The organism is Amedibacillus sp. YH-ame10, from assembly GCF_053848885.1.
The window spans coordinates 1-14,168 of the sequence record NZ_JBSPFA010000021.1 but is presented as its reverse complement, the minus strand read 5'-3'; the positions used below and the strand labels follow the sequence as shown (position 1 = coordinate 14,168).

The window sequence follows — 14,168 nt, the reverse complement described above, 5'->3', positions numbered from 1 at the left end:
AAGTGAAATATGTTATAATGAGGCATAGAAAGGGTGATCAAATGTTTGAGAAATTAAAGAAATGGTTATTAAAGGAAACTTTAACCCCGGAAATACTTCCCCCTGTCGTTGTGACAATCCACGGATATGGAAGAAGAAGAAAACATGAATATGATAACTTTGTCCTTTGGGGTCAAAAAGATGGCTTTGAGATCATTCAATTTGATATGTACGATTTGTTCGATGAAACAGATTGTGATTGGATGCATTGGGTCGCTAAAGCAAAGGAAGTACTGGATAGCTATAAACAAAGTGGTCGAGATATCTATCTCGTTGGTTTTTCCATGGGTGGCGTCATTGCCTCTTATTTGGCAAATGTAACACCTGTTAAAAAGCTTATTTTATTAGCTCCAGCTTTTCAATATATGAATATGGATATGATTACAGATGTAATTGTGAAATCCGCAACTTCTTTTATGACGAATGAGAAAAAGGATGAGGTTCCCATTCCTCGTGCATTTTATGGTGCCTTTACTGATTTGATAAAGAATCTCAAAAAATATATAAGTAGTGTGGAGTGTCCAGTATTATTACTTCATGGAGATCAAGATGAAGTCATATCCCCAAAAAGTTCACTTTATGCTTATGATAAAATTCCACACACACGTAAAAAACTTGTTTATTTACATGGAGGACACCATCGTTTGTTTATGGATGAAACAGTAAACTGGGAATGTTATCAAATCATGAAGCTGTTTATGGAAGATAAGATTTTAAGTGAAGATGAAATACCACTTGCTCCAGACATTATGGAAGAACTATTATTAAAGTATAAAAGCCTACACCAAAGCGATACAAATCACGAAGAGACAAAAAAAGAAATCGTCTGATTTCTTTTTCTTTCAGCTATTTTTTCGCGATATTTCTTTGGTAGAACTTTTCGTATACATCTACAAAGAAATTGCTTTTCCCACTTTTCATATAGCGTACAATGAAGAGCGTTAACAACAATCCTGCCACCGTAGCACATAGCATATCTGTAATAGAATCATGTACCCCTTGCGTTCTATGATTGATACAATCGTTATTAAAGAAGATTAACATTGCATATTCATAAAACTCCCAAATAAGCGCAATTGCCATATTCCCTGCGTTGATAAAAATTAAGAATATCCAACGATCTGATTTCGTAGGTAATTCATTGCTCTTACGAATATAGAAAAACACGATTACCACAAGCGTTAATAAGAATATACCACTACAAAAATGTAATACTTTATCAAATCCCGTATACGAATACCAATGGAAACTACTTCCTATCAATGAGGCAAAATATACAAAGATGGTTGAGATAATATAAATCTCATACACTGGTTTAAACTTCAACAGTTTAAACCCAACGGGTACAATAAGTGGCGTTAAGATTGCCACAAACGCCATACCCAAAGCTACATAATCTTTGATGATGAAATTATGTAGTAAGGCATACACAAGCGTTACAAGATATACAAATACGCATACATAAAAGATATTCTTTAATCGTTTTTCATGTTTTGTATCGGTATTAGACATGCTTTACATCCTCCAGCATTTTCAATTTTAAGTCTAAAAGTTTCTTACTTAAATCCACATAATACGTTTGTGGATATTCAAAACGCAATACTTCATCCCAAATATGAGAAAAAGCTTCTTTGCTATGTTCTCGAATTTGATGTAAATTTGGTACATCATAGACAAGTTTTCCATCCACAAAAATAGGAACTAAAAGATTTTCAATACGATAACTTCCAGCTGGTATCGTTTTATTTTTCCAACTATTGGTTTGATGATAAATTGTTAAATCTTTTTGTACATCCATTTCTTCACCATGAATGGTCATGATATCACCAATAGCTTTCCCGCTTTCTTCATCATATATACGATAAAGGTCCTTATATCCAGGATTGGTTACTTTTTCAACATTCTCACTCACTTTGATTTTAGGAATCATAGTGTCACCTTCGAAGATAGAACTCATCTTATAAACTCCACCAAACACTGGTGTAGATTTACTACATACTAGATTTTCGCCTACCCCCATACTATTGATTTGAGCTCCTTGTGAAATCAAAGATTGAATTAAATATTCATCTAAACTATTTGATACAACGATATTACAGTCTTGCATTCCTGCTTGATCTAATGCTTTACGAATTTTCTTTGACAAGTATGCCATATCTCCACTATCAATACGAACGCCTTGTAAACGATGTCCATTTGGTTCTAGATATTCTTTCGCAACACGTATTGCATTTACAAGTCCGCTCTTTAACGTATTATACGTATCCAACAATACCGTACAGCTATCTGGATATGTTTTTGCATAAGCTAAGAAAGCATCATATTCATTATCGAATGATTGTACAAAAGAATGTGCCATGGTACCTAGTACTGGCATATCAAATTTTTCGCCTGCATAAGTTGTTGCGGTTCCTGCTACACCACCAATATAGGCTGCTCTAGCACCATAATTAGCCGCATCAAAATTATGTGCACGACGTGCTCCAAACTCCATAATGGCTCTACCATCTGCAGCCTTCACGATTCTACGTGCTTTTGTCGCAATCAATGTTTGATGATTGATACACAACAACATCGCGGTTTCTAATAACTGCGCATCAATAATTTTCGCTTTTACACGGATTAATGGTTCATACGGAAACACAGGTGTTCCCTCTTTCACTGCATATACATCTCCCGTAAAAATAAAATGACGCAAGTACTCTAAAAATTCCTCAGAAAACTTATTTAGCGAACGAAGATACGCAATATCTTCATCATTAAAATGCAATTTTTGAATATATCCAATCACTTCTTCTAAACCAGCAAATACCGCAAATCCACCTTCATCTGGATTTTTACGATAAAACAGATCAAACGTCACTATTTTATCAATATTTCCAGAATTGAAATAACATTGACTCATAGTGAGTTCATAGAAATCCATAACTAAACTTAAATTACGCTCATCACGAAAGTCGAACTTTTCATCATAATTCTTCATTATGCATCCCTTCTTTCTATATGGGAAACAACCTTAATTCCATTACTAGCCATATTCGCAATACTAAATTCATTATTCATAATCGCATCATGAACCCCATCGATATGGAAGGTATCCACACAATCAATAGGAATGATGATACGTTTTTCTTCTTCGTTATGCTCATTCAACCAAGAATTCAAACATAGTGCAAATTGTAAAATACAAATATCACTACAACACCCTGTAATTACAATATCTCGATAATCAAAAATTCTTGTCTCTAGGAATTCTTGAAAATCTGGACATGTAAAGGTATTCGTACTATTTTTACTCATCTCTTCATAAACATAAGGTTGTAGTTCTTCAATTACTTCACTTTCTGAAGTACCACTGATACAATGTGCTGGATAAGAAATAAACTCTCTTGTCTTTTCAGGATGTGAATCTTTGATAAAGATCACACGATGTTCATTTTCACGAATGATATCAATGATAGGTTCACATATATCACCTATTTTTTCATCATGAAGTGCTCCCTCTTTTACAAACCCATTGACCATATCCACAACAAAAATAATGGGTTTATGAAGATCTTCCATCATCATTTCCGGATAAGATTCTATAAAATTCTTATGTACTCTAGCCATTTGAATTCTCCTTTTGTTTATTTATACTTATCTATTATAGCTTTTTTTTCATCCTTTTTAAACAAAAAGTAACGATTTTCTCGTTACTCTTTACTTATAAAATTGCATATACCCACATTCTTCAGGTAAATCCATCAAAATACCTTCATGGTTACGTATGATTTTCCAAACAACCATCAAGTCCCCTCCAGCACCAATGACATTCAAGATACTAAAGAGCAACAACACTACACTTGCTTCCATCATAGCAACCACGAAAAAGCCAATACCCAAAACTAGAAATGGCATAAGTCCACCTAACAAATAAACCTTCCAATGCAGTGGTTCTAGACAAGAACAATACGGTGTTAGATATTTCCACATGACTCCAAATTGAATAGATTTCCATTTCCTCTTACAAAAGGAGCCCCATGTCAATCCATGAAGTGCTTCATGTACAACCAACAATATTAAATCTGCACAAATGAAATACAAAAACGGAGTAAATGGATCATCGATATCAAAATGAAATTCTATACCATCCTGCACTTTCATATAGATCCCAACCATCAAGATTGTAGCTACGATTCCTATAAAGATTGCTACGACATTTGCTTTTATGATTCCGATGCATACTTTTCTACTCTGATATCCTTCTTCTTCCATTTTTTGTTGCATACGTTCAAAATTTGCTTTGCGCTCAATAAGTGCCTTTTTCCCCATTTTCATATTACGTATTTTGTGAGCATTTTGCTGCATCAATTGCCAATACAATCATTAAACAACGCAAAATGTCTTCCTCCTCTTTGATATCTAACACATACGTATCTGCAAAGTGAAAGATTTCTTGCGTTACAAACATAATGTGTCCACGTGTTGGACTACTTACTTCATAATTGCACTCCCACATATTCCCATTCACTTCCCAATCGTTGCATGTGAGATGAAACTTAGGACGTAGAAACGTCAGTTCTTTTTGAATCATACCAACTTCTACCCCATGTTCAATTAAATGAAACTTCGGAAGCCATGTCATCACATGTTCACTAACTTCTCCCACCTCTTCACCATCTGGTGTATAAATAAGCAGTTTATGTCCCCATGCTAATTTTCCTTTTACTATGAACATAACCTCATCATGTTCATTATAAATATCATAACTGTCCAGCCAACTAAACACTCTTTGTTTAAATAATAATTTCATATCCCGATTGTATCCTCCCATTTCTAATATGCTAGCATTATATCATACTAGTACTAAAGAAAATAGTTGGAAGATAACAAATGAGGTAATGTATGGTAGAAGAATCATTGTGATGATCGATAGACACATCAGCTTCCATCCATACTCATGATAAAGCGCTTGCAACGTCATTACACAAGGAATACTTAATAAGACATACACCATAAAACTAAAGGCTCTAAGCTTTGCTAAGGGATCACTCCACAGTGATTGATATATCTTTGGTTGTGTTTCTTTTTTCTCTTTTTCCACAAGGAAAGGTAAGGTGCTTTCTTTAAGTGCATCTACACTATGATGAACGATATCTTGTAGATCTTGTATAGGCTCAATCTTTGTGGATTTTTCATCTGTATGATTTAGCACTTGTTCAAAATAGCCTACAATCGTTTCTTTTGCGATAATTCCCCCTGGTAAAGAAGCAACACTTTCCCATCGAGTTCCAAATCCGAGTGGTTCAAAAATCGGTTGTACAAATTTACTCGCTTGCGCAATATAACTTTCATTGATATTCCCTGTTGGAAAATACGTAAGTCCCCATAGTACAATCATTGCCCATAATACAATGCCTGTTGCCTTATGTATATAGGCTTTTACTTCTTCTCTTACTTTATGAAATACTACTTTCAAGGAAGGCATACGATACGGAGGTAATTCTTGTACATACATTGCATCATCTTTCATAAAGGTCGTTTTTGAAAATAACAACGCAAACAACAATGCCATAAAGATACCAATCCCATATACGCTCAATATCATAAGCCCTGCTTGATTTGCGAAGAATGCAGAGGCAAATAATACATAGACAGGCAAACGTGCTCCACAAGACATAAAAGGGATTAAGATGGCGGTTAATCTTTTTTGTTTTTGATTATCTAAGGTTCTTGTCGCATAAATAGCAGGTACATTACATCCAAAGCCCAACAATAATGCCACAAAACTTTTACCACTCAAATGAAAGGTTCGCATCAATCGATCTAACAAAAAAGAAATACGTGCCATATATCCACTTTCTTCTAACACTGACATCATAAAATATAAAAGAGCCATCACAGGCACAAATACAAGAACACCCCCAACTCCCGCCAATACCCCATCCACCATAAGATGCTGAAACACTTCAGGAGCCCACTTCAAAGCAAAACTTACATAACGAACTCCTACATCATTTATCACGTAGTCAATCATATCATTAAACGGTGCACTCATTTTAAACACAACGTATAAGACAACAGAAAAGATAAGAAAGAAAAAAGGAAGACCAAAGAAACGATGCAATAATAACTGGTCTAGTCTACGGGTCATTTCATAGCGAGCATCAGGATTCATATCCACATAAGCCATTAGGGAATCAATGGTATGATACCGATGTAGTGCAATACGCTCAGATGTAAGATCAGATTTAAGTTTCGACAAGTGTTCCATATTCATATGCCAGTTGCTAAGTTGTCTTGTATAAGTTTTATTATCTTGTAAATAGTTCCACGTCAAATGATGGAGTTGGGATTTATCTACTTGGCTATATAAGGGGATGTGTTGTTCTATATAATTGTATACTTGTACATAGATTGTTTCATCTTCTTCTGCTAGTAAAGGGTGATAAAATACTTCCTTTTGCACATTGCGAATAATGGCATTTTTCACAATGGTATACGCAGCTTTATCAAAAGCACTATAGGGAAGTATTTCAATTTGTAAACGACGTGATAGTTTTTGAATATCTAATGCAATATGAAACTTTTCTACTTCATCCATAAAATTAAAAATCATAAGCATAGGGATTTGCAATTCCCTTAAAAACAGCGATAGCAAAAGATTGCTAGAAAGACTTGTCGCATCTAAAATATTCACAATCAAATCTACTTTTTCATTACGTAAGAAAGATGATGTAATATCTTCCTCATTCGCACTTTCTTCTAGACTATGCGTACCAGGTAAATCTATGAGGTGATATTCATTCCCTTCCCAAGTAACTAGTGCTTCTTTTTTTTCCACGGTTACGCCTGGCCAATTCCCTACTTTAAAATCTGCATTGGATAATGCATTGATCCAAGCGCTCTTCCCTACATTTGGATTACCAACAAATGCAACTGTATACTTCATACGATTTCCTCCACTTGTATCTTATGAGTGTCCTCATTACGCAAGACAATGTAGATATGGTTCACACGATAGAGAACTGGATCATGAAAAGGAGCACTTTGTATCTTTTCTATCACACAACCTGGATATATTCCTAAATAGTACATTCGCTTTCTTTTGTCTTCTTCCAAATGTACATAACAAACACGAACTTTCTGTTGTGGCTTTATTTCATTTAACATCATACGATCACCTATCCATATTTTATAGATACGCGAAGAAAAACATCGTCGCAAAAGTACGATAAGAAATCGTTCTTTTTCTCTAGAAGAGGCATATATATGAATATGAAAATGATTGTTCTTACATTTGTTTTCATAACATTTTCATAAAATATGAAAAAAATTGATTTTTTTGTTTTCATTTTGAATAATTGCGTTTATAATATATATGGCTAATAGGAGGAAAATTATATGGCTAAATTAGATTATGTTAAAGAAGCTGTCGTAAAACGCAACCCGAATGACAAAGAGTTCATCCAGGCCGTTGATGAAGTTATGCTTTCCCTAGAGAAAGTGGCAGAAAAGCATCCAGAATATATCGAAAAAGGTGTGTTTGAAAGAATTGTTGAACCAGAACGCCAAATTATCTTCCGTGTACCCTGGGTAGATGACAATGGAAAATTGCAGGTGAATCGCGGATATCGTGTGGAATTCAACTCAGCGATTGGACCATATAAAGGTGGTCTTCGTTTTCATCCAAGTGTCACTATCAGTATTATTAAATTCTTAGGTTTTGAACAAATATTTAAAAATTCATTAACTGGTCTTGCCATGGGAGGCGGAAAAGGTGGTAGTGATTTCGACCCTAAAGGTAAGAGTGATGCTGAAGTAATGAGATTTTGTCAAAGTTTCATGACAGAGTTATGCAAATATATTGGACCTAATACCGATGTACCAGCAGGTGATATTGGTGTAGGTGGACGTGAAATTGGATATATGTTTGGTCAATACAAACGTATCCGTAATGAATTTACTGGTGTATTAACTGGTAAAGGATTAAACTGGGGTGGTTCTTTAGCTAGAACACAAGCTACTGGTTATGGTCTATGTTATTTCACAAATGCTATGTTGAAGAGCAAACAAACTTCTTTCGAAGGAAAGAAAGTTGTTATTAGTGGTAGTGGAAACGTTGCGATCTACGCTGCAGAAAAAACTATGCAATTGGGTGGTAAAGTAATTGCAATGAGTGATTCTAGTGGATATATCGTAGATGAAAACGGAATTAACCTTGATGTAATGAAAGAAATCAAGGAAGTAAAACGAGGACGTATCAATGAATACTGTGAACAAGTTCCAGGTTCCCAATTCCATCCAGCAGAAAGCATTTGGAATACTCCTTGTGACATTGCCCTTCCTTGTGCTACACAAAATGAATTGAGTGGAGAAGATGCAAAAACACTTGTGAAGAATGGTGTAATCGCTGTTTGTGAAGGCGCAAACATGCCAACAACTCCAGAAGCAATCGAAGTGTTACAAGCAAATAACATCTTATATGCTCCAGGTAAAGCTAGCAATGCAGGTGGTGTTGCGACTTCTGGACTTGAAATGTCTCAAAACTCTTTACGTTTAGCTTGGACATTTGAAGAAGTAGATGCGAAATTAAAAGATATCATGGAAAATATCTTTAAGACCGTAGATGAAACTGCGAAGGAATATGGTATGCCAGATAACTATATGGCTGGTGCTAATATTGCAGGATTCATTAAAGTTGCGGATTCTATGATCGATCAAGGGATTGTATAAACCCTTTATCAAACTTAATGAAAATGAGGATGACTTATCTTATGATAAGCATCCTTTTTTCTTACTAAAAGAAAAAATCACTTCTTCATAAACAACGAATTCGTTATGTACTCAAAGTGATTATATACTTCCTATTCTTTTTTTATACAGCTTCATCCGTTTCCATATGACGCTTGATAATAGAACTGATCAAATCTGCCGCAAGTTGTGGATCATCGTTACAAACGATATATTTATAATTGTTCATCATTTTCATTTCTTTGTCCGCTTTTGCTAAACGTTGTTGAACAACTTCTTCAGGTTCACTTCTTCTTCCACGAATTCTACTTTCAAGTTCTTCCATGCTTGGTGGAATGATAAAGATACTCACTGCTTCAGGACATTTTTCACGTACCTGAGTAGCTCCTTGTACTTCAATCTCTAACAACACATTCTTTCCTTCATTGCGTAGTTTTTCTACCTGGGACATTGGCGTACCATAATAGTTCCCAACAAACTCAGCCCATTCCAATAATTCACCTTTCGTGATTGCATCTTCAAACTTCTCTTTTGTAGTAAAGATGTAATCTACCCCATCTCTTTCTCCTGCGCGAGGTGATCTTGTGGTCATGGAAATAGAATATGCCAATTTTAATGATTCATCTTTGATAAAATACTCTCTTACAGTTCCCTTGCCAACTCCACTAGGACCACTGATAATGATCAATAAACCTTTTTTCATAAGAACACCTCTCTTTTCTATTATATTTATTTTACTAGTGAAAATATGGGTTGTCAAACAACTTTTTCATGTTTCTAAAAACAAGTGTGTTATAATAGGAACATTGAGGTGAGAAAATGGCATTAGATGGTTTACTCTTATACCAATTAAACAAAGAAATTAACACTTCTATTCCAGCAAAATTATTAAAGATTCAACAGATTTCAGATACTGAATTGTTGTTTCAACTACGTACTGCAAATGGAAACAAGAAACTGATGATTTCTTTACATAGTGTATATAATCGTATCAACTTAACAAATGAATCTTATACCACTCTGGAAACTCCGGGGAATTTTGTAATGTTACTTAGAAAGCAAATAGATGGTGGTATTATTCGTTCTATGCAACAAATCGGGTATGATCGTATTTTGCATATGATTATAGAAGCACGTAATGAAATGGGGGATATTCATGAGAAGCATTTGTATATTGAACTTATGGGAAAATATGCCAACGTGATACTTGTGGATGAAGATGGAAGAATTGTAGATGCACTAAAACGAATTCCTCCATTTGAAAACAACAAACGTACGATTCACCCTGGAGCTGTATTTCAATTGCCACAGCCACATAGTGGAAAACAAGACCCTTTTCATTATACAAGCATTGATATAGATGAATCTTTCACAAAACAATTCCATGGTTTCTCTCCTTTATTATCAAAAGAGATGCAATATCGTATACAACATGGAGAATCCTTTGATGATGTGATGAAACAAATCGATGAATCAACACAACTTTACATAAGTGATGTTGAGGATACTATGTATTTTCACAGCATTCCATTAACACATTTAGAAAAAGAAACAAGAGCCTACCCTCTTATGAAAGGAATGGATATCTTGTTTTATCACAAAGAAGAAAAAGTACGAATCAAACAACAAAGTGGTGATTTATTTAAAGCAGTTCGTAAAGAACTTCATAAAAATAAGTCGAAATTACCAAAGTTAAATCAATCCTTAGAAGAAGCAATGGATTGTGATAAATATCGAGAATATGGGGATTTATTATTTGCCTATATGCATACGATTGAAAAAGCTTCTAGTATTGTACTTCCTTCTTTTGAAACAGGAGAAGATATTAAAATTCCAATTGATGTTCGTTATGATATCAAATACAATGCAAATCGTTATTATCAAAAGTATCATAAATCCAAACGTGCACAAAGCATCCTAGAGGAACAAATCGAATTATGTTTACAGGAAATTGAATACTTTGAATCTATGGAGCTTCAGTTAGAACAAGCCAGTGTACAAGATGCTATGGAAATACGTGAAGAACTTGCAAAGCAACGTTATATTAAAGCAGTTACTAGTAAGATACGTAAAAAGAAGAAACAAGAACTCCCTCATTATGAGACATTTCAATTTGAGGATATAAAAGTATATGTTGGTAAAAATAATTTACAAAATGATTATGTTACTTGGAAAATCGGTCGCAAAAATGATACCTGGTTACATGTGAAGGACTTACATGGCAGTCATGTGATTATCACTTGTGAAAACCCTGATGAAGCATTGTTGCGTAATGCGGCAATGTTAGCCGTGTGGTATTCCCAAGGAAGACAATCTTCAAGCGTGCCTGTTAATTATTGCCTTGTAAAGCAATTAAAAAAGATACCTGGCAACAAAGGTAGCTTAGTATCTCTTTCAAATTATAAAACGATTTATATTGACCCAGATGCATCAACGATTCAAAAGCTCATTGATGAACATCTCGTACAGTAAGACTCTTTGAGTCTTTTTTTATAGCTTTTGTAGCTTCTCCCAAACTTCATCCAGGATTGGTATTCCATTTTCTTCATTATCTCTTCGTGTACATAATTCCAATTCCCCTGGATAGTAAATGCGATTAAAACCTTCCGCAACATCTTTGTTTGCGATATCTACAAGTATTTTATCCGCAATTGCATCTATTTCCTGTGCACTACTTGCTTTCATTGGATCTATCGCAATCATAATTTGTGATAGACCAACTTCTTTTCCAAAACCACCGATATCCGATACGCTATTGGCGGCAGTTAGCATCGTCCCAATGACATCCAACAACACGGAAATTCCACTCCCCTTCCAATAACCCATTGGAAGTACACGTTTACTTTCATATACCGCACCTGCATCTTGTGTTATATTTCCTTGTTTATCATATCCACCAGGTACTGGTAATGGCGTATTTTTCATTCGATATTCTTCTAATTTTCCATAGGAAAATTGGGAAACCGCACAATCTACAACCACATGTGCTCCATTGCTTCTAGGAGCCGCAAAGACAAAGGGATTATTTCCTATGCAAGCATCTTTTCCTCCCCAAATAGGCATATTTGGTTTGGTATTAGACCAACAAATACCAATACATCCAGCATCCGCTGCTTGCCAACCATACGTTCCTCCACGCATCCAGTGATTATTATTTCCTAAAGCAACTAACCCTATACCATGTTCCTTTGCAAGTTCACATGCTCTACTCATTGCTAGACGAGCATTTAATAAACCAAGTCCTCGATGTCCATCCCAACGCTCCCATGCCCCTAATTGCATTTCACACGTCGCAAGTGCCGTTGGATCAATCTCTTTAGAATCAAGAAGTCCCATGACCTTTGGGAAACGATTACACCCATGGCTATAAATTCCATCTAGACTATTTTGTGTAAATACTTCCGCAGCCTCTCCTGCATAGAACTCATTAAATCCTCGTTTCATTAAATTCTTCTTGAAAATCTCCTTTAACTCCTCTCGTTGTATTCTCATATACATCCTCCTCTTTTCTATACTTTCATTATAGTCCTCCCCTTTTTTAACACAATGGCTTCCAACACAAAAGTTCTTCTTCTCGCTTGTTCCAAAGGACATAAAAAAAGAAGCGCATAGACGCTTCTATAATAAGATGATATGATGTTTCTCACATTCTTCAACCATATCGTCTCCCCATTGGGAAACTTGTACTTCTCCAATATGTGCTTTGTTCAATAGAATCAAACAAATACGAGATTGCCCAATTCCACCTCCCATAGTAAGAGGCAATTCGTTATTTAACAACATCTTATGGAACGCATAATGTCTACGTTCTTCACACCCTGCTTTTTTCAATTGTTCCTCTAAGGCTTTCGCATCTACACGAATCCCCATAGAACTGATTTCAACGACTGTATCCAATACAGGATAATACAATAAAATATCTCCATTTAAAGACCAATCATCATAATCAGGTGCACGACCATCGTGCTTGATACCACTTTTTAAGGTATCCCCGATCTGCATTAAGAACACTGTTTTATGTTCTTTTACAATTTCGTATTCTCTTTGTTTTGGTGTAAGATCTGGATATTTATCTTCCAATTCTTGTGCCGTGATAAAGAATACATCTTCATGAATAAATGGTTCTAAGTTCTCATAAATAATATCGAGTTCTTTTTCTGTTTCTTTTAAAGCTTTCATAATATTACGAACCGTCATTTTTAAGAAATCAACAGTTCGATTCTTCTCATCAATAATCTTTTCCCAGTCCCACTGGTCAACATAACAAGAATGTAAATTGTCTAAATCTTCATCGCGACGAATCGCATTCATATCTGTATATATACCTTTTCCAACATTTAAGTTGTAACGTTTTAAAGCCATTCGTTTCCATTTTGCGAGTGAATGGACGATTTGATAATCACCATTACCGATTTCTTTAATATCGAATGAAACTGGACGTTCAATACCATTTAAATCATCATTGAGTCCACTTTCCTTACTTACATACAGAGGTGCAGATATACGCATTAGATTCAAATGATGCGCCAATCTTCTTTCAAATAAATCTTTCACATATTTAATGGCAACTTCTGTTGATATAATATCCAGTTTATTCTCATAATACTTTGGAATCATCAAGTCTTTTACAGCCATAGGAACCCCTCCTTTGTCATAATGGTTATATTATACATGATTTACCATATAAAATATATCCCTTTTTTCAAAATTTTTCAATTTTCTTTCAAATACTATCATTTTATGATGTAACACCCTCAAATATTATTTATATTTACGAAAAATATAATGATCTTCTAAACTTTCTCTTTGAAATCCATTGTGTATAAGTACCTGAGAAGAAGGTTCATTCTTCTTATCAACACGTGCAAATATACATAGAATAGACAGGCATTTAAAAGCCTCTATACAAAGTTGCCTTACCCCTTCTTGCATAATGCCTTGATTCCAATAATTCACATCCAACCAGTACGATAATTCTCCACATTCACTACTCTTTTTTTCACACTCCAAAAATCCACATACCACACCATCACACTCCAACGCACGAAATAGAAAACGTGTAGGATCTGCACATTGATAAAACTGAATTGTCGACATTGCGTGCAAAAAGGTATCTGGATATAAATAACGCCAAATTCTCTTTCTTAAATAATATGGATGCATCGACATTTGATACAATGCGAGTGCATCTTCCTCTTGCCAAGTTCTAACTTTAATTTGCATATCATCACCTACTTTACATAGTATGATGTATCCCTTCATCGGTTATACAAAAGAAAAGAGGCTGTAACGAAATAGACACATTTGGAAATTCAGATGATGCCTAGGAGGTTACGACCTCTTTTTTTCATATATATGAGTCATATAGGTTAAAATAAGCTCATTAAGCTTAA

The 14,168-nt window shown here is 34.9% G+C and carries 14 protein-coding genes; 3 read left to right on the top strand and 11 right to left on the bottom strand.

Annotated elements, in window-relative coordinates; genetic code table 11:
• Positions 1-41: 41 nt before the first annotated feature.
• Positions 42-869 (top strand): alpha/beta hydrolase, encoded by an 828-nt coding sequence (locus ACWG42_RS10005; protein WP_455792010.1) that lies wholly within the window; start codon positions 42-44, stop codon positions 867-869.
• Between the two features lie 16 nt (positions 870-885).
• On the opposite strand, the gene ACWG42_RS10000 is transcribed toward ACWG42_RS10005, so the two are convergent.
• The 7 genes from ACWG42_RS10000 to ACWG42_RS09970 all read right to left on the bottom strand — a co-directional run bounded on the left by ACWG42_RS10000 (position 886) and on the right by ACWG42_RS09970 (position 7,194).
• Positions 886-1,551 carry a hypothetical protein gene (locus ACWG42_RS10000; RefSeq protein ID WP_455792008.1) on the bottom strand — a complete coding sequence of 222 codons (666 nt, stop codon included), beginning with the start codon at positions 1,549-1,551 and terminating at the stop codon, positions 886-888.
• The gene (locus ACWG42_RS09995; RefSeq protein ID WP_455792006.1) at positions 1,544-3,022 is read right to left on the bottom strand and encodes a nicotinate phosphoribosyltransferase; all 1,479 of its coding nucleotides are present in this window, start codon (positions 3,020-3,022) and stop codon (positions 1,544-1,546) included. Before ACWG42_RS09995 ends, ACWG42_RS10000 begins: the two co-directional genes overlap by 8 nt.
• Positions 3,022-3,651: a cysteine hydrolase family protein gene (locus ACWG42_RS09990; protein WP_455792004.1), complete on the bottom strand. Its 630-nt coding sequence runs from the start codon at positions 3,649-3,651 to the stop codon at positions 3,022-3,024. Before ACWG42_RS09990 ends, ACWG42_RS09995 begins: the two co-directional genes overlap by 1 nt.
• A gap of 90 nt (positions 3,652-3,741) precedes the next feature.
• Entirely contained in the window at positions 3,742-4,359 is a 618-nt protein-coding gene (locus tag ACWG42_RS09985; protein ID WP_455792002.1) for a DUF3267 domain-containing protein, read from the bottom strand.
• 1 nt (position 4,360) lies between these two features.
• Positions 4,361-4,834 (bottom strand): LURP-one-related/scramblase family protein, encoded by a 474-nt coding sequence (locus ACWG42_RS09980; RefSeq protein WP_455792001.1) that lies wholly within the window; start codon positions 4,832-4,834, stop codon positions 4,361-4,363.
• A gap of 42 nt (positions 4,835-4,876) precedes the next feature.
• Positions 4,877-6,973 (bottom strand): ferrous iron transport protein B, encoded by a 2,097-nt coding sequence (gene feoB, locus ACWG42_RS09975; protein ID WP_455791999.1) that lies wholly within the window; start codon positions 6,971-6,973, stop codon positions 4,877-4,879.
• Positions 6,970-7,194, bottom strand: coding sequence for a FeoA family protein (locus ACWG42_RS09970; RefSeq protein ID WP_455791997.1), 225 nt, complete (start codon positions 7,192-7,194; stop codon positions 6,970-6,972). Before ACWG42_RS09970 ends, feoB begins: the two co-directional genes overlap by 4 nt.
• A 231-nt stretch (positions 7,195-7,425) precedes the next feature.
• Between ACWG42_RS09970 and gdhA the strand changes: the two genes are divergently transcribed.
• A complete protein-coding gene (gdhA, locus tag ACWG42_RS09965) occupies positions 7,426-8,757 on the top strand; it encodes an NADP-specific glutamate dehydrogenase (RefSeq protein WP_455791995.1) in 1,332 nt (443 codons plus the stop codon).
• Between the two features lie 142 nt (positions 8,758-8,899).
• On the opposite strand, the gene gmk is transcribed toward gdhA, so the two are convergent.
• Positions 8,900-9,478 carry a guanylate kinase gene (gene gmk / locus ACWG42_RS09960; RefSeq protein ID WP_455791994.1) on the bottom strand — a complete coding sequence of 193 codons (579 nt, stop codon included), beginning with the start codon at positions 9,476-9,478 and terminating at the stop codon, positions 8,900-8,902.
• Positions 9,479-9,594: 116 nt separating this feature from the next.
• Here gmk and ACWG42_RS09955 point away from each other — a divergent pair, with 116 nt between their 5' ends.
• Positions 9,595-11,247, top strand: coding sequence for an Rqc2 family fibronectin-binding protein (locus ACWG42_RS09955; RefSeq protein WP_455791992.1), 1,653 nt, complete (start codon positions 9,595-9,597; stop codon positions 11,245-11,247).
• Between the two features lie 18 nt (positions 11,248-11,265).
• On the opposite strand, the gene yiaK is transcribed toward ACWG42_RS09955, so the two are convergent.
• The 3 genes from yiaK to ACWG42_RS09940 all read right to left on the bottom strand — a co-directional run bounded on the left by yiaK (position 11,266) and on the right by ACWG42_RS09940 (position 13,998).
• Complete coding sequence (gene yiaK / locus ACWG42_RS09950) at positions 11,266-12,267, bottom strand: 3-dehydro-L-gulonate 2-dehydrogenase (protein ID WP_455791990.1); 1,002 nt, start codon at positions 12,265-12,267, stop codon at positions 11,266-11,268.
• 126 nt (positions 12,268-12,393) lie between these two features.
• The gene (gene asnA, locus ACWG42_RS09945; protein WP_455791988.1) at positions 12,394-13,410 is read right to left on the bottom strand and encodes an aspartate--ammonia ligase; all 1,017 of its coding nucleotides are present in this window, start codon (positions 13,408-13,410) and stop codon (positions 12,394-12,396) included.
• 126 nt (positions 13,411-13,536) lie between these two features.
• Positions 13,537-13,998, bottom strand: a complete 462-nt coding sequence (locus ACWG42_RS09940) for a GNAT family N-acetyltransferase (protein WP_455791987.1) — start codon at positions 13,996-13,998, stop codon at positions 13,537-13,539.
• Positions 13,999-14,168 lie beyond the last annotated feature (170 nt).